The following is a 25,074-nucleotide window of genomic DNA, read 5'->3' on the forward strand; positions in this document are numbered from 1 at the left end:
AGGCCGGCCGAGTATAGGGCGCCACCGTTTCCCGGCCGGGTCCCCTCCTCACCCGGCCCGGAAGACGTTCCCGGCGTCGTACCGTTGCTTCAGCTCCCGGAGCCGCCGCAGATCGGCGGCCGGGAAGACGCTTTCCGCGACCTCTTCCGGCGCGTGCTCCCCGTAGACGAACGGCAGCAGCCGGCCGGTCGTCCACGGCGCCAGCGCGTCGAACAGTTTCGCGTGCGCACGCCGGACGTCCGCGACGCCGTCGCCGTCCACCACCGACAGCGCCCGGACGACGAACTCGGCCGAGGAGTCCCAGCCCACGCCCGGCGTCTCCGGGGTGCGGGCGAGCGCGCCGCCCAGCCGGTCGATGATCAGCACCGGCGGCGCGGCCGCGCCCGGGCCGGCGTGCTCGAGGACGGCGTCGAGCATGGCGTCGTTCAGCTGGGAGACGGTCGCGTTGGTGCCGTGGTAGCCGTGCGGCTGCCGCGGCTCGGCCGCGATCGAGCCGGACTCGGTGAACGGCATCGTCCGCAGCGTGTCGGCCAGCGCGGGGGCCGCGGCCCGCAGCGGCGCGACGACGTCGTCGCCGTTCTCGCCGAGGTAGGCGATCCGGACCTGGGCGACGTGCCGGCCGCGCACGGGCGCGGGCACCATCGGCAGGTCGGGGTACTGGATCAGGGCCAGTGACGTCGTCAGCGTGTCCGGCGCGGCCGCCGACCACGTCCGCCACGCCCGCAGCACCGCGGGCACGTCGGCGCTGTCGAACGTGAGGCTGCCGCCGTAGAGCTCGCGGACCGGCAGGAGGGCGAACTCGATCGCCGTCACGACACCGAAGCCATCGCGGCCGCCCCGCAGTGCCCAGAACAGGTCCGATCCCGGCTCGGCCCGCCGGAGCTCGCCGTCGGCGGTCACGACGTCGAGGGCGCGGACGTGGTCGGCGGCGCGGCCGTAGCGGCGGGCCATCAGCCCGAAGCCGCCGCTGAGCGTGTAGCCGACGACACCGACGTCGGGGGACGAGCCGCTGAGCGGCGCCAGGCCGTGCTCGCCGGCGGCTTCGATCACCGCTTCCCACCGGGCACCCGCTTCGACGCGGGCGGTGCGGGCGCCGGGGTCGATCTCGACGCCGGTCATCCGCCGGGTGCTGATCAGGACGCCGTCGGTGCCGGCGGTCAGGCCGTGCCCGGTGGCCTGGACCGCGACGGACAGCCCGTGCCCGGCCGCGTACCGCACCGCGGCGACCACGTCCTCGGCGCTTTCGGCGGCGACGACCGCCGCGGGCGCGGTGGCCACCGCCGTCTGGAATCCGGTGATTTCGTCGGCGTACCCGGCCTGACCGGGGCGGAGGAGATTCATCTCGGGTCCTTTCGTTGGCTGTGTCCAGCTTCGAACGAACCCGATCAGAAGTCCAAGATCTGGTTTGTCTACTGACTAGAATCAACGCTTATGGAACTGCACCAGCTCGCGTACTTCGTCGCCGTCGCCGAGGAGGGCAACTTCACGCGCGCGGCCGAGCGGCTGCACGTCGCCCAGCCGGGGGTGAGTGCGCAGGTCAAACGCCTGGAGCGGGAGCTCGGGCAGGAGCTGCTGGACCGCTCCGGCCGGACGGTCCGGCTCACCGACGTCGGCGCCGCGGCCCTGCCGCACGCCCGAGCCGCGCTCGCGGCGGTGAAGGGGGTGCGCGAAGCCGTCGAGGAGCTCGCCGGGCTGGTCCGCGGGCAGGTGGCGATCGGCATGGTGACGTCGGTGGGGCCGGTCGGGCTGCCCGACCTGCTGGCCGGCTTCCACGAGCGGTACCCGGCCGTCGAGATCACGCTCTCGGAGGCCGACTCCGACACCATGCTCACGGCGCTGCGCGCAGGGCAGCTCGACCTCGCCGTCGTCGGCATCTCGACGGCCCCGCCGGCCGGCATCGCGACGCAGGTGCTGCTCGAGGAGCCGTTCCTGGCCGTCACCGCTCCCTCCGGTCCGCTGGCCGGGCGGGACGAGGTCGGGATCCCCGACCTCGACGGCCTGCCGCTGATGGCCCTGCCGAAGGGCACGGGCCTGCGCACGGCGCTGGACGCGGCCTTCGCGGGGGCGGGGCTGACCCCGCGGATCGCCTTCGAGGCGGCCGACCCGAACTTCCTGGTGCAGCTGGCCACGCGCGGGCTCGGGGTGGCGATCGTGCCGGAATCCCTGGCCCGGTACCACCAGGCGGAGCTGCACGTCGTCGGGCTCCGCGGACCCGGGTTGCGGGGGATGCTGGCGCTGGCGTGGCGGACGGAGGGGCCGTTGAGCCCGGCGGCCCGGGCGCTCATCGCGTTCGCCCGGGCGGCCCACCGCTCTTGACAGATCGTCAACAGCGGCGTTCCCTCAAAGGTCCAGGAGGTGCGCCGATGCCCGAGACCGCCCTTCGCGACGCCGTCATCGGCGCCGGGCTGCTGGCCGGCAGCGCGAACGTGATCATGCAGCTCTCCCGCGCGCCGGTCGGGCACGGCGTCCTGGAGAGCCGGGTCGACAGCGGCAACCTCTTCCGCCACCCGGTGAAGCGGACCCGGACCACGCTGACCTACCTGGCGGTTGCGACGATGGGCACCGACGCCGAGCGCGCGGCCTACCGGAAGGCCGTCAACCGGGCCCACGCGCAGGTGCACTCGACCGCGTCGAGCCCGGTCGCCTACGACGCCTTCGACACCGGCCTCCAGCTGTGGGTCGCGGCCTGCCTGTACAAGGGCTTCGAGGACGTCTGCCTCGCCTTCTCCGGCGGCGAGCCGGAGCGGTTCTACGCCGAGGCCGCTGTCCTCGGCACCACGCTGCAGGTGCGTCCGGAGATGTGGCCCGGCGACCGCGCGGCCTTCGAGGCGTACTGGGCGGGCGGGCTGGCCGAGGTGAGGATCGACGACAGCGTCCGCCGCTACCTGACCCGGATCGTCGACCTGGAGTTCCTGCCGCCGGTCTTCGCGGTGCCCGGCCGCCGGTTCCACCGGTTCGTGACCACCGGGTTCCTCCCGCAGCGCTTCCGCGACGAGATGCGGCTGCCGTGGACGGCCGCCGACCAGCGCCGGTTCGCCGCGTTCCTCGCCGCGCTCGGCCGGGCCGTCCGGGTGCTGCCCGGCCCGCTGCGGCGGTTCCCGTTCAACGCCTGCCTGTGGGATCTGCGGTGGCGGCTGCGGACCGGACGTCCGCCTGTTTGACAGTTGACCGCCTCGCGAGGGACCGCGAGGGTGGGCGGATGAGCGGCGACGAAATCAGGCACGGCGTCAAGCTGAGCAGTCTCGACCAGGAGGTGTTCCCCGACGCGGGGGTCACCAAGCGCGAGCTGATCGGCTACCTCGAAGCGGTGTCGGACCGGATGCTGCCCGAGCTGCACGACCGGCTGCTGAGCGTGGTGCGGGTGCTGCGCGGCCAGGACGCGTTCATGCAGAAGAACCTGCCGAAGTACACGCCGGAGTGGGTGGCGCGCCGGGCGCTGTGGGCCGATCGCTCGCGGCGTGAAGTCACCTACGGCCTCGGCAACGACCTCCGCACGCTGATCTGGTTCGGCAACCAGCGCGCGATCGAGTACCACACGTCGCTCTTCCGCGGTGAGCCCGCGAGCGGGCCGACGCACCTGATCCTCGACCTCGACCCGCCCGCGGACGCCCCCTTTTCGCTGGCCGTCGGGGCCGCGAAGCTGGTGCGGGAGGCGTTGCGCAACGACGGCCTCGACGGCGCGGTGAAGACCAGCGGTTCCAAGGGCGTCCACGTTTTCGTGCCGCTCGCACCGGGCCAGGCGATGGAGGACATCGCGGCGGCGACCCGCGCGGTCGCGGCCCGGGCCGAGCGGATCGACCCGGCACTGGGCACGACGGAGTTCGTGGTCGAACGCCGCGAAGGCAAGGTGTTCCTGGACTCGACGCGGGCCGGCGGCGCCACGGTCATCTCGGTCTACAGCCCGCGCCACCGCCCGGGTGTTCCGGTGTCCTTCCCGGTCCGCTGGGCCGACGTCGACGGCGTCAAGCCGGCCGACTTCACCGTGCACACGGTCCCCGATCTGCTGGACGGCGGTGACCCGTGGACCGACGAGATGCCGGAGCCCTTCGTGCTGCCCGCGGACCTCGTCGAGGAGGGACACACGATTCCGATCGCCCGCGTGGTCGCGATGCACGAGGGCAAACGCCGGGCCCGCGCGGCCCGCGACTCGAGTTCGTAACCGGCGCCTCAGGCGGCCTGGTTGTGGCCGTAGCCGAGCGGGCGGCGCAGGGACGCGCGGGTGAGCGCGACGATCCGGGCCGGGCGGTGCTCGACGCGGTGACGGGCCAGCCAGACCACGTCCCGGCCGAACGACCACGTCAGCGACGCCAAAGCCAGCGCGACCGCCGCGAACGTCAGGGCAAAAGGCAGCAGAGCCGAGACCGCGACCACCAGCACGACCCCCTGCACGGCCGCCACCGTCTTGCGGGCCATGCTCGGGTACAGCGGCGCGGTCAGCCAGGGCATGGTCCACGAGGCGGCGACGAAGACGTACCGCATCAGGCCGATCGCGAGCACCCACAGCCCGAGCGTGCGGGACACCTGGATGCACAGCAGCAGGATCAGGAACGCGTCGACCTCCATGTCGAAGCGCGCGCCGAACTCCGACGCCGTCCCGGTGCGGCGGGCCACCTGGCCGTCGAGACCGTCCAGGAGCAGCGCCACGCCGACCAGCCCGACCAGCCAGCCGAGGGAAAAACCACCCTCGGCGATCAGCGCCGCGGCGCAGCCGACGAGGACCGCGCGGGCGAAGGTGATCCAGTCCGCCGGTCCGAAGGCGCCGCGGCCGCTGCGGCGCAGCCCCCACTCGGTGAGCAGCACCAGCGCGAGGCCGTAGACGACTCCGGTCGCCCAGGCGAGCGGCGAGAAGCCGCCCGCGAAGACCCCCGCGGCGAGCACCGGCGCCGGAACCACCGCACGCAGGAGAAGGTCCTGTTTGATCATCGTCGACTCCGCGAATTGCTCATAGGGTGGCGACACCAGCCTCCGGTCGCCCGCTGAGGAGAAACACGTGGAACAGGCTTTCTGGGTTCAAAGTCCCGGCTCGGGAGAGCTGCGCGAGGAGCGGCTGCCCGCGCCCGGACCGGACGACGTGCTCGTCCGCACGCTGTACTCCGGGGTGAGCCGCGGCACCGAAACCCTCGTCTTCCGCGGCGGGGTGCCGGCCAGCCAGCACGACGTCATGCGCGCCCCGTTCCAGGAGGGCGAATTCCCCGGCCCGGTCAAGTACGGCTACCTCAACGTCGGCGTCGTCGAACAGGGCCCGGCGCACCTGGAGGGCAAGACCGTCTTCTGCCTCTACCCGCACCAGACCGCGTACGTCGTCCCGGCGACCGCGGTGACGCCGGTGCCGGATTCCGTCCCGCCCGGCCGCGCGATCCTCGCCGGCACGGTCGAGACCGCCGTGAACGCCGTGTGGGACGCGCGTCCGCGGCTCGGCGACCGGATCGCCGTCATCGGTGCCGGGATGGTCGGCTGCAGCGTGGCGAAGCTCCTCACCGGCTTCCCGGCCGCGCGGGTGCAGCTCATCGACGTCGATCCGGCCAAAGCGGACATCGCCGCCGCGCTCGGGGTGGAGTTCTCGAGCCCCGAGAAGGCGCTCGGTGACTGCGACCTCGTCGTGCACGCGAGCGCGTCCGAGGCCGGGCTCACCCGCGCGTTGGAACTGCTCGCGCCGGAGGGGGAGGTCGTCGAGATGTCCTGGTACGGCGACCGCCCGGTCAGCGTCCCGCTCGGCGAGAACTTCCACTCGCGACGCCTGGTGATCCGCAGCAGCCAGGTCGGGACGGTCGCGCGGCCCGATCGCAGCTACGCCCAGCGCCTCGCCGTCGCCCTGGATCTGCTGGCCGATCCCGCGTTCGAAGCGCTGGTCAGCGCCGAATGCACGTTTAAGGATCTTCCTTCCGTGCTACCCCGGCTGGCGGCAAATGAACTTTCCGCCCTCTGCCTCCGTGTCATGTATCAGCCGCAGTGACCACGTCCACCCGAACGCATCGGAGGTCTTGGTGTTCAGCATCACCGTCCGTGACCACGTGATGGTCGCCCACAGCTTCCGCGGGGAAGTGTTCGGTCCCGCGCAACGCCTGCACGGCGCGACCTTCCTGGTGGACGCGACTTTCCGCCGCCCCGAGCTCGACGAGGACAACATCGTCGTCGACATCGGCAAGGCCACGGAAGAGCTCAAGGCGGTGCTGGGCGACCTGAACTACCGCAACCTCGACGACGAGCCGGAGTTCAAGGGCATCAACACCTCGACCGAGTTCCTCGCGAAGGTCATCGCGGACCGCCTGGCCGACGCCGTCCACGCCGGACGCCTCGGCGAAGGCGCGCGCGGCCTCGAAGGGATCGCCGTCTCGCTGCACGAATCGCACGTCGCCTGGGCGAGTTACGAGCGTGCACTGTGAACAGCCTGTACGTGGTCCTCCCGGGGGACGTCGACGACTCGTCCGTCCCCAGTGGCGGCAACACCTACGACCGCCGCATGTGCGACCGGCTCGCCGAAGCCGGCTTCGACGTGCACGAGATCGCCGTCTCCGGCAACTGGCCGCGGCCGGACACCGAGGCCCGCGCGGTCCTCGGCCACCTCCTCTCCGCGCTGCCCACCGGCTCGGCCGTGCTGCTCGACGGCCTGGTCGCCTGCGGCGTGCCCGAGGTCGTCGTCCCGCAGGCGCGGCGGCTGTCGGTGTCGGTGCTGGTGCACCTGCCGCTGGCCGACGAGACCGGCCTGCCGCCCGCGCTCGCGGCCGAGCTCGACGCGCTGGAGCGCGAGACGCTGCGGGCCGCCGGCTCGGTCGTGGCGACCAGCGAATGGGCCGCGCGCCGGCTGATCGACCACCACGGCCTCGCCCCGCACCGCGTGCACTCGGTGACGCCGGGCGTCGACCCGGCCCCGCTCGCCGTCGGCACCGACGGCGTCTCCCGGCTGGTCTGCGTGGCCAACGTGACCCCGCGCAAGGGCCAGGGCGTGCTCGCCCAGGCCCTCGAAACCGTCGCCGACCTGCGCTGGACGTGCGAATGCGTCGGCGGGATCCGCCGCGAGACCAAGTACGTCGAGCGGCTGCGCGAGCACCGGCTCGGCGCCCGCTTCACCCTCACCGGCCCGCGCACCGGCGCGGCGCTCGAGGCGACCTACCACACCGCCGACCTGCTCGTGCTGCCTTCGCGCGCCGAGACCTTCGGCATGGTCGTCACCGAGGCCCTCGCCCGCGGGGTGCCGGTGCTGACCACCGACGTCGACGCGCTGCCCAGCACGGTCGGCGTCGCGCCGGACGGCTCGGTGCCGGGCATGCTCGTGCCCGGTGACGACGTCGAAGCGCTCGGTGCCGCCCTGCGCCGCTGGCTCACCGAGCCGGCGCTGCGGGCCCGGCTGCGCGCGTCGGCGAAGCTGCGCCGCGAGACCCTGACCGGCTGGGACGACACCGCGCGGCGGATCGCCGACATCCTCCTGCGGCAGGAGGCGGCGGCATGACCGCGTTCGCGCCGGACTGGCTCTACCTGCGCGAACCCGCGGACGCCGCGGCCCGCGCCACCGAGCTCCTCGATCCGTTGCGTTCGTACCTGCCCCAGGACTTCACAGTGCGGGACCTCGGCTGCGGCACCGGCTCGCTCGGCCGCTGGCTGGCCGCCCGCCTGCCCGGCACCCAGCACTGGATCCTGCACGACCACGACACCGACCTGCTCACCCACGCGCAGGCGAGCCTGCCGGGCACCGCGCTCGACGGCAGCCCGGTGGACGTCGTCGCCGAGCAGCGGGACGTCACCGCGCTGCGGGCCGCCGACCTCGCCGGGACGTCGCTGGTCACCGCGTCCGCGCTGCTCGACCTGCTGACCAGGGACGAAGTCGCGGCGCTGGCCACGGCGGTCGTCGAAGCGGGCTGCGCGGCCCTGCTGATGCTGTCGGTCACCGGCAAGGTGGAGCTCTCGCCCGCCGACCCGCTCGACCCCGCGGTCGCGGCGGCGTTCAACGCCCATCAGCGCCGGATCACCGAAGACGGCCGTCGGCTGCTCGGCCCGGACGCCGTCGACGTCGCCGCGGCCGCGTTCGGCAGGCTGGGCGCCAAGGTCGTCCGCGCGGACAGCGCCTGGCGGCTCGGCCCGGACCAGGCCGAACTGCAGCGGCAGTGGCTCGAGGGCTGGGTCGGCGCGGCCGTCGAACAGCTGCCGGAGCTGCGCCCGGTCGCCGACGTCTACCTGCAGCGACGGCTGGAGATGGCGGCGGCGGGCGAGCTGCACGCGGTGATCCACCACGGCGACCTGCTGGTCCTGCCGCCGAGCCGGGAGGTGGCGGCGTGAAGCGCGCACTGGCCTGGCTGCGGATCCTCGGCGCGGTCGGCATCCTCGCCGTCCTCGTCTGGCAGCTCGGCAGCGCGGCCTTTCTCGACGGGCTCGGCCGGATCAGCGCGCCCGGCGTGCTGGCCGCCCTCGCCATCGGCTTCGCGACGACGGTGTTCAGCGCGGGCCGCTGGCAGATCGTCGCCACCCGCCTCGGCCTGCGGCTTTCGCTGCGCGGCGCGGTCGGCGACTACTACCGCGCGCTGTTCCTCAACGGCGTGCTGCCCGCGGGCGTCCTCGGCGACGTCCACCGCGCGGTCCAGCACGGCCGCGACAGCGGGGACGTGCCGCGCGGCGTGCGGGCCGTCGTCCTGGAACGCACCGCGGGCCAGGTCGTGCTGATCGCGTCCGCGGTCACCGTCGTGCTCGCGTCGCCGTCGGTGGTGCCCGGTGCGTTCCGCGAGGTCGTCGTGGTCGCCGGGGTGGTCGTCGTGCTCGCCGCCGTCGCCGCGCTGGTCGTGGGCCGCCTGCTGGGCGGGCGCTGGATCCACAGCCCGTCGAAGTGGCGCCGCGGCTTCGCCGTCACTCTCGCCGACGTCCGGCTCGGCCTGCTGACCCGCGAGACCTGGCCCAGCGTGGGCTTCCTGTCGGTCGCGACGCTGGCCGGGCACCTGGCGCTGTTCGTCGTCGCCGCCCGCGTCGCCGGAGTGGCCGCGCCGGTGGGGCAGCTGGTACCGCTGATGGTCCTCGCGCTGCTCGCGATGGGCCTCCCGCTCAACGTCGGCGGCTTCGGCCCGCGCGAGGGCGTCTGCGCCCTGCTCTTCGGCGCGGCCGGCCTGGGGGCCGCCCAAGGTGTCACCGTCGCCGTCGTCTACGGCGTGCTCACGCTGGTCGCGAGCCTGCCCGGCGCCGGTGTCCTGCTCGTCCGGAGTGTCGCTGGGGTGCGCCGGACGGCACTTTCACGGGAAAGTGCCGCACGAACGGCCCGGCACGTCCAGGTGGAAGTGCCGGGATAGAGAGGTGGAGGCCATGACAGCAAGCGAGGTCGCCGGGGATTTGCCGCGCCGGGCCGTGGTCGAGCGGGTGGTCGAGACCCGGTTGCCGACCCGGCACGGGACGTTCCGCGCGTTCGGGTACCTCGATCGCACCGGCACCGAGCAGGTCGCGCTGGTGTTCGGCGAGATTTCCCCGCTCGGCGCCCTGACCCGGGTGCACAGCGAGTGCCTGACCGGCGACGTCTTCGGCTCGACGCACTGCGAGTGCGGCGACCAGCTGGCGGCGGCGCTGGACCGGATCGTCGAGGAGGGCGCGGGCGTGCTCGTCTACGTCCAGGGCCACGAGGGCCGCGGGATCGGCCTGCTCGCGAAACTCGAGGCGATGCGGCTGCAGCAGGACGAGGGCCTGGACACGGTCGACGCGAACGTGGCGCAGGGCCTGCCGGTCGACGCCCGCGACTACCACGCCGCGGCGGGCATCCTGACCGACCTCGGCATCCGCTCGGTGCGGCTGCTGTCCAACAACCCGAAGAAGGTCGAACAGCTCACCCGCTACGGAATCCGGATCAGCGAGCAGGTCCCGCTGCTGGTTCCGCCGAACCCGGAGAACCTGCGCTACCTCCGCACGAAGGCCGAGCGGATGGCCCACCTGCTCCCGCACCTGGACCAGGCCATCTCAGGCGCCTAACACCTCCAGGACGCCGGCGAAGCGCTGGACCAGCGTGTCCAGCACGACGTGCCCCTTGGCCGCGGTCGCCAGCGAAGGACGGCCGACCACCCCCGACTCCGTGTACGCCCGCAGGCCCAGCGTCAGCAGGTGCTCCCGGTCGGTGACGTGGTCGGCCGTTTCGTGTCCCGGGCGGACCAGGTGCGGGTGGGCGTGCAGCAGGATCGACGTCTCCAGCTCGCCCGCGTGCATGTCGTCGTCCAGTGACGTCCGCAGGCCGGCCGCCGTGTGCGCCGCCTGCCAGTCGGCGACCCCCGGGAACAGCGCCATCGCGCCCGCCGCCTCCTGGACCACATTGGACAGTACGTAGTTGCCGCCGTGCCCGTTGACCAGCACCAGCCGGTCCACCCCGGACGCTTTCAGCGACGCGGCGACGTCGGTGACCACCGCGTGCAGCGTGCGCGCCGAGATGCTCACCGTGCCCGCCCACCCCGCGTGCTCGTGCGAGCAGGAGATCGTGATCGGCGGCAGGTGCAGGACGGGGTGGGCGTCGGCCACCGCGCGGGCGAGGGTCGCCGCGATGATCGTGTCGGTGGCCAGGGGGAGGTGCGCGCCGTGCTGCTCGAAGCTGCCGACCGGCAGCACCGCGACCGACGCCCGCCGCTCCTGCTCGTCGGCGGTGGTGGCGAGCGGGAACAGATCGGTCATCGCTGCGGCCCTTCACTAGGTTGGAGTCATGACCGAGCATGCCGCACTACTGGACATCGCGCGCGAGGCCGTCGCGAAGGCGACGGAGATCGTCAGGTCGCGCCCGAGTTTTTCCGTTTCCGCGAAAGGCGATCGCGACCTGGTGACCGACGTCGACACCGCGGTCGAGGACGCGCTGCGGGCGTTCCTCGCCGCCGAGACGCCGGAGATCGGGATCCTCGGCGAGGAGCGCGGCCGCAGCGGGGACGGCGGTGGCCGCTGGTGGGCGCTCGACCCCATCGACGGGACGGCGAACTTCGCCCGCGGAATTCCGCTCTGCGGGATTTCCCTGGCGCTGGTGGACGGCGAGCACAGCACGGTCGCCGCGATCACGCTGCCGTACCTCGGCGTCACGTATACCGCCGCGCGCGGCGAAGGTGCCTTCGCGAACGGAAACCGTGTCGGCGCTTCGACCGCGACGGAAATGTCCGACGCGATGATCGCCGTCGGGGACTTCGCGATCGGCGAGCTCGCCGAGGAGAAGAACCGCGCGCGGCTGACGCTGCTGTCGGACCTCGGCGCGCGGGCGCAGAAGATCCGGATGCTCGGCACCGCGGCCATCGACCTCGCCTGGGTGGCGGACGGAAAGCTCGACGCCGCACTGATCCTGTCCAACAACCCGTGGGACACCATGGCCGGCGTGCTGCTCGTGCGCGAGGCCGGCGGCGCCGTCGTGGACCGGGACGGCAGCGAGCACACGGTCGGTTCCGCGGCGACGATCGCCGTCGGCGCCGGGCTGCGCAAGGAGATCGTGGACGCACTTGATCGCGCCTACGGGGTTGTTCGTTAGGATTCCCGGGTACACCGTGGGCGGCGCCACAGCGCTCGTTTGCGCTGTCCGCGCAAGGTTTTCGGTTACGTTGGTACCGGTCGGCCGCCCAGGCTGGCATGCTGACCGGATCTCGTCGGCCACTTCGGAGAATGGTGGATGCTCGTGGAAAGTCGCCGGATCCGCGATCGGTACCGGCTGCTCGAGCCGATCGGCGGCGGCGCGATGGGCACGGTGTGGCGGGCCCAGGACGAAAAGCTCGACCGCACCGTGGCGATCAAGGAACTCCTGCTGCCGCACGACCACGACGAGCAACGCACCCAAGAGGCGAAGAACCGCGCGATGCGCGAGGCGCGGATCGCCGCGCGGCTGCAGCATTCCCACGCGATCACCGTGTTCGCTGTCCTCGAAGAGGAGGACCGGCCGTGGCTGGTGATGGAGTACCTGCCGTCGAAGAGCTTGGCCCTCGTGCTCGGCGAGGAGCCGGCGACGGTCGACGACGCCATCCGCGTCGGCGTGCAGATCAGCTCGGCGCTGGCCGGCGCGCACCGCGCCGGGGTCGTGCACCGCGACGTGAAGCCGGCCAACATCCTGGTCTCCGAGGACGGCACAGCCAAGATCACCGACTTCGGCATCTCGCGCGCGATCGGTGACGTCAAGCTGACGGCCACCGGGGAGATCGCCGGCACGCCCGCGTACCTCGCGCCGGAAGTGGCCCGCGGCGAGGACGCGGACTTCGCCGCCGACGTCTTCTCGCTCGGCGCCACGCTGTACGCCGCCGTCGAAGGCCAGTCGCCGTACGGCACGGCCGACAACCCGATCGCCTTGCTCTACAAGGCCTCCAGCGGCGAGATCGTGCCGCCGGAGAAGGCGGGCCGGCTGACGCCGCTGCTGCTGCGGATGCTCGCCACCGAGCCGGCCGAGCGCCCGTCGATGGACGAGGTCGAGCAGGAGCTGCGGGCGCTGCTGCCGGACGCCGAGCCGGGCGACTCGGTGCTCGCCGCGACGGTGCCGGAGACCGAGCCGCCCGCCGTCCCGACCGTGCCGGCCGCCGTGTCCGTGCCCGCGGGCGAGGTCACCGCGGTGTCGCCGGGCGCGCGCAAGGGCCTGATCGCCGTCGGGGCGGGCGCGGCGCTGCTGTGCGTGGCGGTCGTCGTGGCGATCCTGCTGGTCGTGCGGCAGAAGCCGCCGGCGGACAACGTCGCCGCCCCGCCACCCTCGCCGACGCCGTCCACGTCGGCAACGGCCACCCAGCCGACGCCGTCTCCGTCGCCGACGCCGTCGTCTTCTCCTTCGCCGACGCCGCCGACCTCGGCACCGGCGACTTCGCCGACGGTCTCGACGGTGTCCTCGACGAAGACGGCGGCCCAGGCGCTGAGCGAGTACTACGCACTGCTCCCGAACAATCCGCAGGCGGCGTGGAACCTGCTCACGGACAAGTTCAAGGCGTCGCGCAACCAGACGTACGAGAAGTACAAGGCCTTCTGGGGCCAGTACCGGAAGGTGGAGGCGTCCAACGTCAAGGAGATCGGGACCAACCAGGTCACCGCGCACGTCACCTACGACGGGGCCAAGCCCGAGAACGACACGTTCACGCTCGTCCAGGTGAACGGAATCTGGATGATTGACGCGCAGAGCTGAACCGACCCGGCTTGGGGTGCGTGTGACGTATGAGCCGTCACCGCCGTCGACCCACGCTGGAGGTAGCCGTGCCCGTATCCACCGCCCTGCCCCGGCGCGCGCGATGAGGCCCGCCGACCCGATGGTGTTCATCCTCCCGGCCGCGCCGCCGGGCAGCGACACCTACGACAAGCGGATGTGCCAGAACCTGCCCGCCGTCGGGCAGCCGGTGCTGGAGCTGCCGATCGCCGGCGACTGGCCGGAGCCGGACGCGACGTCGAGACGGAGACTGGCGCGGTCCCTCGCCGCGCTGCCGGACCGGACGGTCGTGCTGCTCGACGGCATGATCGCCGCTGGCGTGCCCGAGATCGTCGTCCCGCACGCGCGGCGCCTGCGCCTGGCCGTGCTGGTGCACCAGGCCCTGGCCGACGAGCCGGGCCTCGCGCCCGCGCACGCCGCCGAGCTGGACGCGTGCGAGCGCGAGACGCTGCGGATGGCCGGCATGGTCGTCGCGACCAGCCCGTGGCTGGCCCGGCTGCTGATCGACCGCCACGACCTGGACCCGGGCCGCGTCTACGTGGCCAAGCCCGGCACCGACGCGGCCCCGCTCGCGGCGGGCGCGGACGGCGTGTCCCGGCTGCTCTGCGTGGGTGACGTGACCCGCCGCAACGGCCACGACGTGCTGGTCCAGGCCCTCGGCGAGGTCGACCACCTGGCCCTGTCGTGCGTCTTCGCCGGTTCCTTGGAGACGGACCCGGCGTACGTCGGCGAGCTCGGCTGGTCGATCGAGCGCCTCGGCCTCGGCAACCGCATCACGCTGGCGGGCGACGCGGTCGACCTCGCCGCGGCCTACAACGCGGCGGACCTCCTGGTCATCCCGGCCCGCGCGGCGACCTCCGGCATGTACGTGGCCCAGGCACTGGCCAGGGGCATCCCGGTCCTGGCCACCGAGGTCGGCGGCGTGCACGACGCCCTCGGCGTCGACGCGGACGGCGAGATGCCGGGCCTGCTGGTGGAGCCGGACGACCCGTACGCGCTGGCGGACGCCCTGCACCGCTGGTACGCGGACCCGGAGCTGCGCCGCTCCCTGCGCACGGCGGCGCTGGGGAGGGGCAGTGCGTTGGAGGAGTGGGACGTGGCGGCCCGCCGGCTGACGCACGTCCTGTCGCGGCTGGCGTCGGAACCGCGGATCGTCGCTTGACGCTTGCCGGGGTGCTGAGGTTCCACGACCCTGGCCCGATGTGGCCTGGACGCCGAACCTCGTCGCCGACCGAACTCACCTCCGAGCGGGGCTATCTGGAACTGGTGGGGCGCCAGCCCGACCAACCGCTCCGGGAGGTCTTCCTCGGCTTCCGCGATCTCGTCTCCGCGGACATCGACTGGATCGATTCCCGGAAGAAGCGCTTCAAAAGACCGGCCTCCTGGGTGCGCGTCGCCACCCTGGTGCTCACCGCGTTGTCCACGATCGTGCTCGGCATCCCGGAGATCCCCTTCCGGGCGTCGATCGCCTTGCCGCTGGTCGCCGCGGTCACGTTGCTGGCCGGGCTGGAGTCCTTCTTCACCTGGCGCTCGCGCTGGTTGCTCATGGAAGAGACGCAGTATCGGATGAACCGGCTGCGCGACGAGATGGACTACTACCTGGTCACCACTCCGGCGGCCGACCTGGAACGAAGCCGGCTCGACCGGTTCTATGCCGAGCAGCAGGACCTGTGGGCCGACGTGAGCCGCCGCTGGGTGGAGTTCCGCAAGCACGACCGGCCACCGCAGCCGGAGGTCCGGCCCTCGCCCTGACCTGGTGGAACGGTTCGCCGGTGCCTCCGGCGAACCGAACCGTCACGCCAGGGTGAGCGCGTAGATCTCCACCCGCGGATCATTCGGCAGGCTCACCGACTGCACGGTCTTCCCACCATCCAGCCCCGCCGAGATCCCGAACAACCGCACCGGCGGCCCGTCGACCCCGCTGCCCGCCTTGATCCGGTGCGGCATCTCCAGCACCACCGGGCTCCCGGACCCGGCCCAGTCGCCGAACGTCAACGCCAGGTCGGCGCTCGTCCCGTCCGTGTAGTGCGCCGTCACCGTCGTCGACACCGGGCCGTTGTGCGACGCCCCCACCAGGCGGAGCGCCGTGTGCTGACCCGCCGGTACCAGCAGCGACTGCCCACGGGCCTCCACGAAGTTGGGCGAAGTCCCCGAGGCGTCCGGCGCCGCGTACGTGACGCCGTCCCAGACCACCGGGCCCGCCGCCGGGAGCAGTCCGGCGTCGTAGCTCCAGCCGCTGCCGTCGAAGTTGCCTTCCGTGGACGCGGCCACCGTCGCCGTGCCGTCGTGGTTCAAGTCGCGGCCCAGGTCCACCGCGCACTGGGGGCCCGGTGACACGCAGGCCGCGGGCGTGCGGACCTCGATCGTCGCCGAGCGCGTCACCTTGTTCGCGCCCAAGCCGGACACCGTCACCTGCACCGGGTACGTTCCGACGGCCGCGCCAGCTGGCACGCTCAGCGTGATCGGCACCGTCTGCTGCACCGGCAGCCGTCCGGACCAGGGCAGGAGCAGCGGCTGGAAGCGGGCCTTCCACGGCGACGTGACCGAAACCGTCACCGGCTGCAGGCCCGGGTTCTGCGCCACCACGTCCAGGTCGAGGTGCACCTGCTGGGCCGCCCCGGCCGGGATCACCACGGACGTCTGCCGCAGCGAAGCGTCGACGTGCCGCCGCTGGTCGCCCGGCGCGTTGTTCACCGACGGCGGCGCCGCGGACGGCGACGTCCCCCACGTCGACGGCCGCGAGCCGAGCTGGTGCGAGAGCTTCCCGCCGTGGGCCAGCGCGGACCAGTCCAGGGACGTCTGCCGGACGTCCCGGCCGTTGAGCGACACGCTCTGGATGTACCGGTTCGTGTCGCTCGCGCCCGGCGCCGACACCGTGAGCGTGCCGCCCTGCGACGAGCCGTACTGTCCGATGCGGACGGTCGCCGACTCGAACTGCGGGCTCGACAGCGCGAGGAAGTTCGCGCCGCTCATCGTCGGGTACAGGCCGAGCGAGGAGAAGACGTACCAGGCCGACATGGTGCCGAGGTCGTCGTTGCCGGTCATGCCGTCGGGGCCGGTGGTGAACAGCGTCATCGCCGCGCGGACGACGGTCGCGGTCTTCGCCGGAGCGCCGACCCAGTTGTACATGTAGGGCGCGAGCAGGTCGGGTTCGTTGTTCGGGTTGTAGGTCGCCTTGCCGTAGTAGTCGTACGGGCTGGCGATCCAGTCCTTCCGCGCGGTGCCCGCCGGGTCCTGCAAGAGGTTGCTGTAGGCGAAGAACGAGTCCAGGCGCTTCTCGGTCGCCGTCCGGCCGCCCATCAGCGAGACGAGCCCGGCCGGGTCCTGCGGCACGAGCCACTGGTACTGGTAGGCGCCGCCTTCGTGGAACTGGTGGCCGGCGTCGACCGGGTTGTACGGCGTGACGAACGTGCCCTCGGTGGTGCGCGGGCGGAACTGCTGGATCGAGGAGTCCCACAGGTTGCGGTACCACTGGCCGCGGTCGGCGAACATCCGCGCGTCCGCCTGGTGGCCGAGCCCGCGGGCCATCAGCGCGAGCGAGGCGTCCGCCGCGGCGTACTCCATGGTCGCCGACGCCGGGTGCTCGCAGTCGTTGTCGCCGCCCTTGGCCGCGCAGTCCTTGCCGAGTTCCAGCCCGCTCGGGATGTACCCGCGCTCGTTGTAATAGTTGACGCCGGAGCGGCCGTTGTACGGCGAATCGGCGGGCGGCGTGCTGGTCGCGTTCTTCTTGAGCAGCGCGTACGCCTCTTCCTCGTGCCCGGCGAGCAGGCCCTTCGACCAGGCCTCGACGAGGAACGGCGTCACCGGGTCGCCGGTCATGATGTTCGTTTCGCTCTCGGCCAGCGCCCAGCGCGGCAGCCACCCGCCGTCGCGCCCGATGGCGACGACCGACAGGGCCACGTCCCGTGCGACCTGCGGTTCCAGCATTTCGAGGAGCTGGTTCTGCGGCCGGTAGGTGTCCCACAGCGAGAAGTTCTGGTACGGCGTGTAGCCGCTCGCCGTGTGCACCTTGCCGTCGAAGCCGGTGTACGCGCCGTCGGTGTCGCCGGCCAGGTTCGGGTGCAGCTGCGCGTGGTAGAGCGCGGTGTAGAACGCCGTCTGCCGCTCGGTCGTGCCGCCGGCGATCTTGATCGCGCCGAGCCGGTCGGCCCACTGCTGGTGCAGCGCGGCCCGCGTCGCGTCGAAGTCGTAGTCCGACGTCTCCGCCGCGAGGTTCTTCCGGGCGCCGTCGAGACCGGTGTAGGACAGGCCGACCTTGAGCACGACGTCGTGGTCGGTGGTCGCGTCGAAGCTCGCCCAGGCGCCGTTGCTCCCGGTGCCCGCGGCGTCGCGGCTGCCGGCGGTGCGCGTCGAGCCGCGCCAGGTGCCGAACGAGCTGAACGGCCGGTCGAAGGTGGCGGTGAAGTAGACGGTGTGTTCGTCGTGCCCGGCGCAGAACCCGCCGGCCTTGACCCGCCCTTCGAGCGTCCGGTCGCCGACGACGTGGATCTCGGAGTCCTTGACCGACTGGTTGGCCTGGCCGGTGTTGAACAGGACGTTCGCCTGGCCGGTCGACGGGAAGGTGTAGCGCTGCCAGCCGGTGCGCGCGGTCGCCGTCAGTTCCGCGTTGACGCCGTACTTCTTGAGGCCGACGCGGTAGTAGCCCGGTTCGGCATGTTCGTCGTCGTGGCTGTACTCGGACCGGTAGGCGTTCTTGTCAACGTTGTCCACGGCGCCGGTGGTCGGCATGATCGGCAGCTCGCCCATCACGCCGCAGCCGACGCCGGACAGGTGGGTCTGGCTGAAGCCGTAGATCGCGTTCTGCAGGTAGTCGTAGCCGCCCTGGCCGCCGGTGTCCGGGCTGACCTGCACCATCCCGAAGGGCGCACTGGCGCCCGGGAAGGTGTTCCCGAAGTTCTGCGTGCCGACGAACGGGTTGACCAGGCTCACCGGATCGGCGCTGGTCTCGGCGTGCGCGGTGGCCTGGGTCGTGGCGGCGACCACGAGCCCGATGGCCGCCGCGGCGATCAGTTGTCTGCTTGGCGACCGCATGGGGCGCGCACCTCCCAGGTGACAACGTTGTCAGAAGCGGACTGTCCAGCAGCCTTTCACATCCGCGAACATTTGAGAAGGCGGCAACCAGGTCAAGCCGTTGTCATGGCTTGCCGGAGCAGCCCCGCGGCGGCTTCGACGCCGGTGTCGGCGAGGTTGCCGTAGCCGAGGACGAGCGCGGGTTCGCCCGGCGTCGTCCGGTAGCCGTCGAGGTCGGCCACCTTGACACCCGCCGCCCTTGCCTTCCGGACGACGGCCGCGGCGTCCCGGTCGAGGTGGAGCACGAGGTGCAGTCCGGCCGCGACCCCGGAGAGCCGCACCGGTCCGAGCGCCTCGACGAGCTTGTCGCGCCGGGCGCGGTAGCGCAGCCGCGCCGCCCGCAGGTACCGGTCGTAGCCGCCGCCGGTGATGAAGCCCGCCAGCGCGAGCTGGTCCAGCACGGGCGGCGGGTGCGCCCGCACTGTCCACTGTGGAGGCAGGACGGCCCAGCCGAGCCCGAGCGCGGGACTGAGCGTCTTGCTGACCGACCCGAAGAGCGCGACCCGACCCGGGTCGGTGCCCTGGACGGTGCCGACGGGCCGCCGGTCGTACCGGAACTCGGCGTCGTAGTCGTCCTCCAGGATCAGGCCGTCGACGTCCCGCGCCCAGGCCAGCAGCTCGGCGCGCCGCCGGGGCGACAGGACCGAGCCGGTGGGGAACTGGTGCGCGGGCGTGACGAGCACGGCGCGGACACCCGCCGGGATCCGGCCGACGTCGAGGCCTTCGTCGTCGACCGGCACCGGGTGGACGGTCATCCCGGCGTCTTCGGCCGCCCGCCGCAGCCGCGTCCACCCCGGGTCCTCGACGGCGAGCCCGGTGCTGCCGCGCTCGACCAGGGCGCGGCACACGCCGGTCACGCCGTCGGTGACGCCGCCGCAGACCAGCACGGTGCCGGGCGCGGCGCCGCGGACGCGCCGGAGGTACTCGCCCAGGACCTGCCGCAGCCGGGGGTGCCCACCCGGTTCGGGGAGCCCGAAGTCGGTGTGCGGCGTGTTCGCGAGCACCTCGCGGACCGCTTCCGCCCACGGCCGGCGGGGGAAGTTCCGCAGGTCGGGCAGGCCCGGAGCGAGGTCGTACCGCGGCGCCGCCGCGCGCGGCGGTTCCTTCGCCGCCACCGCGTCACCCACCGGCCGGACCCGGGTGGCCGACCCGGTGCGCCCGGCCAGGTACCCCTCGGCGACGAGCTGGGCGTAGGCCTGCGTGACGACCCACCGCGAGCACCCGAGGTCGGCGGCGAGCCGGCGGCTCGGCGGGACGGTGCCGGCCAGGACGCCGTCCCGGATCGCCTTGCGCAGGGCGCTGGCCAGCTGTTCGTGCTTCGGTCCGCGCCCGGACAGCTCCAGCAGCACGCCCCAATTGGTCTGTGATCCAGGCACGGTATTGGATCGTAGTACCGGACCGATCCCTCTTAGGTTCGTAATCATGAAGAAGGTGGAACTGGGCCGGACCGGCCAGGACGTGAGCCAGGTGTCGCTGGGCTGCATGCTGATGGGCACGTCGACGGACGAACCGACGTCGGCGCGCATCCTGGACGCGTACCTCGACGCCGGCGGCGACTTCCTGGACACGGCGAACTGCTACGCCTGGTGGACGGGGGATTCCGCGACCGGCGGCGAGAGCGAAGCGATGCTGAGCAAGCTGCTGCGCGGCCGGCGCGACCGGGTGTTCCTGGCCACGAAGGTGGCGGCGGGCATCACCGACCTCCCCGCGGCGCGCGCGGCTTCCCGGCCGGACGGCACGACGGACTGGGCGGCGCGGGAACGCACGTACGAGGGGGCGAGCGCCGCGGTGATCGAGCGCGAGGCCGAAGCGAGCCTGCGCCGGCTGGGCACCGACCACATCGACCTCTACTACGTGCACGTGGACGACCGCTCGGCGCCGCTCGAGGAGACACTGTCCGCTTTGGACACGTTGGTGCGGTCGGGCAAGGTGCGGTACATCGGCTGGAGCAACGTGCGGACGTGGCGCCTGGAACGCATCCGGTCCCTGGCGCTGGCCAACGGGTGGGCGTCTCCGGTGGCGGTCCAGGTCCAGCACTCGTACCTGCGCCCGGCCGGCGCGGACGTCCCGTCCGTGGCCGGGGGCGAGCTGCTGGACTGGCTGGCCGTGCACCAGGACGTCTCCCTGGCGGCGTATTCCTCGCTGCTGCGCGGGATCTACGACGACGCGGCCTACCGGGAATCCACGCAGATCTGGCGGTCCTACGCGGGCCCGGACTCGGAAGCGCGGCTGGCGGCGGTCGCGAAGGTGGCGTCGGAGCTGGGGGCGTCCGGCAACCAGGTGGCGCTGGCGTGGTTGCTGCGCAAGGGGGTCATCCCGCTGATCGGCCCGCGCACGTGGGAGCACTACGAGTCGATCGCCCCGGCCTTCACCTTGGAGCTGCCGGACGAGCTGCTGTCGGTGCTGGACAACGCGTAGGCGGTGGCGAGCAGCGCGGCGACGCTCGGCTTGCGTTCGTCGCGCCGCCGCCACGTCATGGTGACGTCGGTGGTGGCCCCGGCCAGCGGAACGGCAACGGCGCCGGCGTGCTCGACGAGGGCGGGAACGAGCCCGCACCCCTGACCGGCGGCCACGCACCGCGCGAGGGCGGCGAGGCTGCCGACTTCCGCCTCGATGACGGGTCCGTCGATCCGGTCCAGCATCTCCCGGAAGCCGCAGCCCGGCGGCGTCGCGAGGAAGCCGACGCCGTCGAGGTCGCCGGGACGGAGTTCTTCCTTGCCGGACAACGGATGTCCCGGCGGAACGATCACGACGAGCGGCTCGCTGCCCAGCTTCGCGCTCGAGAGAGCCGGATCGGCCGGCGCGTCACCGAAGGTGAAGCAAACATCCATTTCGGACTGTTGCACGGCCTGGTAGAGCTCCCCGCGGCTGCCCTCCCGGAGCGTGACCCGCACGCGCGGCCACCGCGTCCGGTATTCGCCGAAGAGGGCAGGGATCCTCTGTGCACAAAGCGTTTCCAGGGCGCCGATGGTCAAGTCGCCTTCGGGTTCACCGCGTTCCTCGTCAACGGCGGCCCGGGCTTCCTCGACGAGTTCCAGCACCTGGTCCGCGTACCCGACGAGCCGTTCCCCGGCCCCGGTGAGCCGCAGCCGCCGCCCACGTTCGAACAGTTTCGACCCGAGTTCGGCTTCCAGGGCCTGAATCTGTTCGGTGACACTGGACTGAGCGTAGTGCAGTTCGGCGGCGGCATGGGTGAAGTTGAGCGTCCGCGCGACGGCGCGGAAGGTGCGCAGGTGGCGCAGTTCCATGGCATCCCCCATCGGCGTTCCCGATACCAGCCATCGTAACTGCCTGCTTCCGCCGGTGTCACGGAGCGTCGAGGATTTGAGCGTGGCAAGACTCCTCACCGGCCTATCGCTGGGTTACTTCCTGGTCATGCTGGACACGACGATCGTGACGGTCGCGCTCCCGGCCCTATCGCCGTCATTGTCGGCACAGCAGTGGATTTCGAACGGCTACACGCTGACGTTCGCGGCGTTCTTGTTGACGGCGGGAGCGTGGTCCGACCGCTTCGGCGCCCGCCGCGTGTTCTTCCTGGGCTTGATTTCGTTCGGCGTTCTGTCCGGTCTGTCGGCACTCTCCTTTTCGACGGCGTTGTTGATCGCCCTCCGAGCCCTGCTGGGAGTCGCGGGTGCCTTGCTGGTCCCGTCATCGCTGTCACTGATCGCGGCGGCCTACCCGGTGCCGGCCGCGCGAGCGAAGGCGATGGGCGTGTGGGCGGCGGTGAGCGGAACGGGCCTGGTGGCGGGCCCATTGTTAGGTGGCCTCCTGACGGAGGCATTCGGCTGGCGGGCGATCTTCGTGGTCAACATCCCGGTGGCGCTGGTCGCCCTGGCCCTGTCCCGCTCGGCTCCTGCAACCCCGGTCCGGCCCGGCCGCATCGACGTCGTCGGCCAGCTGTCGGCGGTGGTCGCTTTGTCGACACTGACGTATGCGCTGGTCGAGAAGGCTTTCTGGGCACTGCTGCCGTGCGCGGTCGCGGCCGCGGTATTCGCGGTCTCGCAACGCCGTCCCGGCGCGATGCTCCCACCGCAGCTCCTGTCGCGGGGTCTGCTGGCGGGCGCGATCGTGAACTTCGGGCTGTCGGGTGTCCTGTTCGTGCTGTCGCTGTACTTCCAGGAAACCCGGGGCTACCCGCCGTCGTCGACGGGCCTGGCCTTCCTGCCGCTGATGATCCCGACGGCGTTCAACCCGATCTTCACGGGCCGCCTGGTGGCCCGGATCGGCCCGCGCATCCCGGCGGTGTCCGGCTTTCTGCTGATGGCACTAGGAGCCGCGATCCAGGCGTCTTCGCCTCCGGTAGCGGTGTCAGTGGTGGCCTTGGCCCTGCTGGGTTTCGGCGTTTCGCTGGCCATCCCGTCACTGCTGGCCGCGGTGATCGGCGCGGCACCCCCGGAGCTGGCGGGCATCGCGGGCGGCGCCCTGAACGCCTCCCGCCAAACGGGCGCCGCACTCGGCGTGGCGGCCCTCGGTGCCTTGTCGGCAACGTCGACGCCATTCGCCCTGGCCACCGCGGCAGCGGTGCTGCTGGCCGGCGCGGTGGTCGTCGCCGCCCAACCTCAGAAGGCGGCGGCGAACCGCGCGCCGATGCGGGAGTGACGTGTCCAGTTTTTAGCCTCTTTTTGGACTGTTTCCCGGAACTGACCACTTTTTCGTCCTGTTGGTGAGCTGTCCGATCTGCTTATCATCGTCGGCGTGCCGGGATACAAGTACGATCTGTTCATCAGTTACAGCCGCCACGGAACTGCACGGAATTGGCTGCTGAACCACTTCTATCCACGGCTCGCGGAGTGCCTGGTCGACGAGATCGCACCTGCGCCGAAGATCTTTCTCGACAAGGACATGCCGCGTGCCGTGCACTGGCCTGCGCAGCTCGAGAGCGCACTGCACCACACCAAGATCATGGTTGCCGTCCTGTCGGCGCCCTACTGGGAATCTCCGTGGTGCATGGCTGAATGGGGCAGCATGGAGGCGCGCGAGCAGCTGCTCGGGCTCGTCAGTCTCGAGCGTCCGCAGGGACTGATCTATCCTATTCGCTTCGCGGACTCGCACAGACTCGAGAACGAAGGCCGTCTTCGGTCGTGGTGGGACTTCAAAGGTCTTGACAACCCGGACAGAGGTTTTCAGGAAAGCCGGGACTGGCATTCTTTCCAGCAAAAAGTTAGACAATGTGCGCAGGATCTCGCCGAACTGCTGAGTCAGGTGCCACCCTGGCGGCCCGACTGGCCGGTCATCGAGCGACCTGATCCCGTCCTGTCGCCGCCTCCTCCGCTCCCGAGGTTCGACTCATGACGGGGACTGTCGTCACCTTCTACTCCTACAAGGGCGGTGTCGGGCGTAGCTTCACGCTGGCCAACGTCGCTGTGTTGCTGGCCCGGTGGGGTTACCGTGTGCTCACCATCGATTGGGATCTCGAAGCGCCTGGCCTTCATCACTACTACGGACCGTTGATGAGTAAGGCGCCCAAGGGCGGGGTGATCGATCTCGCAGCCGACTTCCTCACCGGCGCGGCAGAACCGAGGCAGCATGCCATCCGACTCGCACTCCCGGAGCAAGGCACGGTGTCACTGCTGGCCGCCGGTAAGCAGGACGTGTCCTACACCGGTCGGGTGCAGGACATCGACTGGGAGGACCTGTATCGACGAGGGTTTGCGGCCTTTCTGGAGCGCTGCCGGGCGGAGTGGACGGAGAACTACGACTTCGTCCTGATCGACAGCCGAACGGGCATTTCCGACATCGGTGGCATCTGCACCGCGCATCTGCCTGACCGACTCGTGGTCCTGTTCACGGCCAACCAGCAGAGCGTCGAGGGAGTCGTGAACATCGCCCAGCGAGCCGATGCCGCCCGCGACCGGATGCCTTACGACCGTCCGCCACACCTCGTGCTCCCGGTCCTCTCGCGGTTGGACAACCGTGTGGAGTACGAGCGAGCCGAGGGGTGGCAGCACCGGTGCGCGGAGCTCACTGCACCCCTGTACCGGAACTGGCTCGCGAAAAGTGTGACGCAGGAGCAGATGCTGCGTCACACCACGGTGCCCTACGTGTCGTACTGGAGTTTCGGTGAGCATCTCCCGGTGACGGAAGAGCTCACCCCGTCCGCGGACCAGATCTCGTATGCGTTGGAGTCCATTGCCGCGGTCATCGCGCAGCAGTTTGACCGCACGGCCCTGTTCGCGGACAACCGAGACGCCTACGTGGCTGCTGCCCGTACCCAACGGCAGTCGTACCGCCTGGACCTGCTGGTGTCGATCTCCCGGCCGGAGCCACCGATCGCGACCGAACTCATCAACGAGCTGGTGGATCTCAAGTTGCAGGTCGAGCGGTCTGTGTCCACCGATCCGGAGTTCTTCGACCACGGTAGCGACCCGGCGAAACACCTCTGCCTGGTCATCGACGGCGAGGTGAGCCGCTGGCAGGCTACCGAGGCGGAACGGTTCTTGCGGCACGCCCTGGACGCCGACAGCGACCGCCGGCTGTTTTGCGTGCTGACTCGTCGGACCGACCCGGAGAAGCTGCCTGCGTTCCTGCGCAACCTGCGGCTCTTCCGGCTGGACGCGAACACGCGGCCTCGCCAGGTAGCCCGTCAGCTGCACGAAGTCATCATCGACGCGCCAGCCGGCCGGACCGATTCCGGTCACGTCGCACTGCAGGACGCCGCTGCGGCGTTGCGCAAGGTTCCGGTGGAACTGTCCCGGGAAGGACGCTGGGCGATCGTCGAGCAGACCGTGATCGACATGGCCACCGCGCTCGATGACAACGACATGGCGTTGCTCAAGGAGCTGACGGCGGACCTCGATCTGCTGAACGAAGTCCGCGTGACCGGGAGCCGGGTCACCACCCCAGACGGCCTGCGCGAGCATATCGACGCATTGCTGGCCCGGATCGATCGCCGTATCACCGTGTTCACCGACTGAGGG

Annotated in this window: 23 protein-coding genes; 17 read left to right on the top strand and 6 right to left on the bottom strand. The window is 71.6% G+C overall.

The window, feature by feature from the left end:
- Window positions 1–48 precede the first annotated feature (48 nt).
- Window positions 49–1,341, bottom strand: a complete 1,293-nt coding sequence (locus IE317_RS05425) for an FAD-binding oxidoreductase (RefSeq protein ID WP_191306929.1) — start codon at window positions 1,339–1,341, stop codon at window positions 49–51.
- Window positions 1,342–1,431: 90 nt separating this feature from the next.
- Here IE317_RS05425 and IE317_RS05430 point away from each other — a divergent pair, with 90 nt between their 5' ends.
- Genes IE317_RS05430 through IE317_RS05440 form a run of 3 tightly spaced genes read left to right on the top strand, consistent with a single transcriptional unit; the run spans window position 1,432 to window position 4,159 of the window.
- Entirely contained in the window at window positions 1,432–2,316 is an 885-nt protein-coding gene (locus IE317_RS05430) for a LysR family transcriptional regulator (RefSeq protein ID WP_191306930.1), read from the top strand.
- Window positions 2,317–2,363: 47 nt separating this feature from the next.
- Window positions 2,364–3,161, top strand: coding sequence for an oxygenase MpaB family protein (locus IE317_RS05435; protein WP_191306931.1), 798 nt, complete (start codon window positions 2,364–2,366; stop codon window positions 3,159–3,161).
- A gap of 38 nt (window positions 3,162–3,199) precedes the next feature.
- Window positions 3,200–4,159 carry a DNA polymerase domain-containing protein gene (locus IE317_RS05440; protein WP_191306932.1) on the top strand — a complete coding sequence of 320 codons (960 nt, stop codon included), beginning with the start codon at window positions 3,200–3,202 and terminating at the stop codon, window positions 4,157–4,159.
- Between the two features lie 8 nt (window positions 4,160–4,167).
- On the opposite strand, the gene IE317_RS05445 is transcribed toward IE317_RS05440, so the two are convergent.
- On the bottom strand, window positions 4,168–4,923 hold the full coding sequence (locus tag IE317_RS05445; protein WP_191306933.1) for a CDP-alcohol phosphatidyltransferase family protein: 756 nt from the start codon (window positions 4,921–4,923) through the stop codon (window positions 4,168–4,170).
- 67 nt (window positions 4,924–4,990) lie between these two features.
- Here IE317_RS05445 and IE317_RS05450 point away from each other — a divergent pair, with 67 nt between their 5' ends.
- Genes IE317_RS05450 through ribA form a run of 6 tightly spaced genes read left to right on the top strand, consistent with a single transcriptional unit; the run spans window position 4,991 to window position 9,933 of the window.
- Window positions 4,991–5,953, top strand: coding sequence for a zinc-dependent alcohol dehydrogenase (locus IE317_RS05450; RefSeq protein WP_191306934.1), 963 nt, complete (start codon window positions 4,991–4,993; stop codon window positions 5,951–5,953).
- A gap of 31 nt (window positions 5,954–5,984) precedes the next feature.
- The gene (locus tag IE317_RS05455; protein ID WP_191306935.1) at window positions 5,985–6,383 is read left to right on the top strand and encodes a 6-pyruvoyl trahydropterin synthase family protein; all 399 of its coding nucleotides are present in this window, start codon (window positions 5,985–5,987) and stop codon (window positions 6,381–6,383) included.
- Window positions 6,380–7,447, top strand: coding sequence for a glycosyltransferase family 4 protein (locus IE317_RS05460; RefSeq protein WP_191306936.1), 1,068 nt, complete (start codon window positions 6,380–6,382; stop codon window positions 7,445–7,447). Before IE317_RS05455 ends, IE317_RS05460 begins: the two co-directional genes overlap by 4 nt.
- Window positions 7,444–8,271: a methyltransferase domain-containing protein gene (locus IE317_RS05465; protein ID WP_191306937.1), complete on the top strand. Its 828-nt coding sequence runs from the start codon at window positions 7,444–7,446 to the stop codon at window positions 8,269–8,271. Before IE317_RS05460 ends, IE317_RS05465 begins: the two co-directional genes overlap by 4 nt.
- Window positions 8,268–9,266: a lysylphosphatidylglycerol synthase transmembrane domain-containing protein gene (locus IE317_RS05470; protein WP_191306938.1), complete on the top strand. Its 999-nt coding sequence runs from the start codon at window positions 8,268–8,270 to the stop codon at window positions 9,264–9,266. The genes IE317_RS05465 and IE317_RS05470 overlap by 4 nt, the downstream gene beginning before the upstream one ends.
- A gap of 13 nt (window positions 9,267–9,279) precedes the next feature.
- Complete coding sequence (gene ribA / locus IE317_RS05475) at window positions 9,280–9,933, top strand: GTP cyclohydrolase II (RefSeq protein WP_191306939.1); 654 nt, start codon at window positions 9,280–9,282, stop codon at window positions 9,931–9,933.
- Here the strand turns inward: ribA and IE317_RS05480 are convergent.
- Window positions 9,922–10,620 carry a creatininase family protein gene (locus tag IE317_RS05480; RefSeq protein WP_191306940.1) on the bottom strand — a complete coding sequence of 233 codons (699 nt, stop codon included), beginning with the start codon at window positions 10,618–10,620 and terminating at the stop codon, window positions 9,922–9,924. The genes ribA and IE317_RS05480 overlap by 12 nt on opposite strands.
- Window positions 10,621–10,648: 28 nt before the next feature.
- On the opposite strand from IE317_RS05480, the gene IE317_RS05485 reads away from it, so the two are divergent.
- The 4 genes from IE317_RS05485 (at window position 10,649) to IE317_RS05500 (ending at window position 14,839) form a co-directional block, all read left to right on the top strand.
- Entirely contained in the window at window positions 10,649–11,449 is an 801-nt protein-coding gene (locus IE317_RS05485; protein ID WP_191306941.1) for an inositol monophosphatase family protein, read from the top strand.
- A gap of 138 nt (window positions 11,450–11,587) precedes the next feature.
- Window positions 11,588–13,069, top strand: a complete 1,482-nt coding sequence (locus tag IE317_RS05490) for a serine/threonine-protein kinase (RefSeq protein ID WP_191306942.1) — start codon at window positions 11,588–11,590, stop codon at window positions 13,067–13,069.
- A 121-nt stretch (window positions 13,070–13,190) separates the two neighbouring features.
- Window positions 13,191–14,249 (top strand): glycosyltransferase family 4 protein, encoded by a 1,059-nt coding sequence (locus tag IE317_RS05495; RefSeq protein ID WP_191307301.1) that lies wholly within the window; start codon window positions 13,191–13,193, stop codon window positions 14,247–14,249.
- A 38-nt stretch (window positions 14,250–14,287) separates the two neighbouring features.
- Entirely contained in the window at window positions 14,288–14,839 is a 552-nt protein-coding gene (locus IE317_RS05500; protein WP_191306943.1) for a DUF4231 domain-containing protein, read from the top strand.
- 42 nt (window positions 14,840–14,881) lie between these two features.
- On the opposite strand, the gene IE317_RS05505 is transcribed toward IE317_RS05500, so the two are convergent.
- Together IE317_RS05505 and pdxR are read right to left on the bottom strand one after the other, a co-directional pair.
- Window positions 14,882–18,118, bottom strand: coding sequence for a GH92 family glycosyl hydrolase (locus tag IE317_RS05505; protein ID WP_191306944.1), 3,237 nt, complete (start codon window positions 18,116–18,118; stop codon window positions 14,882–14,884).
- A 92-nt stretch (window positions 18,119–18,210) separates the two neighbouring features.
- Window positions 18,211–19,533 (bottom strand): MocR-like pyridoxine biosynthesis transcription factor PdxR, encoded by a 1,323-nt coding sequence (gene pdxR, locus IE317_RS05510; RefSeq protein WP_229902486.1) that lies wholly within the window; start codon window positions 19,531–19,533, stop codon window positions 18,211–18,213.
- 46 nt (window positions 19,534–19,579) lie between these two features.
- Here pdxR and IE317_RS05515 point away from each other — a divergent pair, with 46 nt between their 5' ends.
- The gene (locus IE317_RS05515) at window positions 19,580–20,575 is read left to right on the top strand and encodes an aldo/keto reductase (protein ID WP_191306945.1); all 996 of its coding nucleotides are present in this window, start codon (window positions 19,580–19,582) and stop codon (window positions 20,573–20,575) included.
- On the opposite strand, the gene IE317_RS05520 is transcribed toward IE317_RS05515, so the two are convergent.
- Window positions 20,503–21,405: a LysR family transcriptional regulator gene (locus IE317_RS05520; RefSeq protein WP_191306946.1), complete on the bottom strand. Its 903-nt coding sequence runs from the start codon at window positions 21,403–21,405 to the stop codon at window positions 20,503–20,505. The two genes, IE317_RS05515 and IE317_RS05520, sit on opposite strands and share 73 nt — an antisense overlap.
- Window positions 21,406–21,487: 82 nt before the next feature.
- Here IE317_RS05520 and IE317_RS05525 point away from each other — a divergent pair, with 82 nt between their 5' ends.
- From IE317_RS05525 to IE317_RS05535, 3 genes are all read left to right on the top strand, one after another.
- Complete coding sequence (locus IE317_RS05525) at window positions 21,488–22,756, top strand: MFS transporter (protein ID WP_191306947.1); 1,269 nt, start codon at window positions 21,488–21,490, stop codon at window positions 22,754–22,756.
- A 96-nt stretch (window positions 22,757–22,852) separates the two neighbouring features.
- The gene (locus IE317_RS05530) at window positions 22,853–23,449 is read left to right on the top strand and encodes a TIR domain-containing protein (protein ID WP_191306948.1); all 597 of its coding nucleotides are present in this window, start codon (window positions 22,853–22,855) and stop codon (window positions 23,447–23,449) included.
- Window positions 23,446–25,071 carry a CATRA system-associated protein gene (locus IE317_RS05535; protein WP_191306949.1) on the top strand — a complete coding sequence of 542 codons (1,626 nt, stop codon included), beginning with the start codon at window positions 23,446–23,448 and terminating at the stop codon, window positions 25,069–25,071. Before IE317_RS05530 ends, IE317_RS05535 begins: the two co-directional genes overlap by 4 nt.
- Window positions 25,072–25,074: the final 3 nt, after the last annotated feature.

The organism is Amycolatopsis bullii (assembly GCF_014654205.1).
Taxonomy (GTDB): Bacteria; Actinomycetota; Actinomycetes; order Mycobacteriales; family Pseudonocardiaceae; genus Amycolatopsis; species Amycolatopsis plumensis.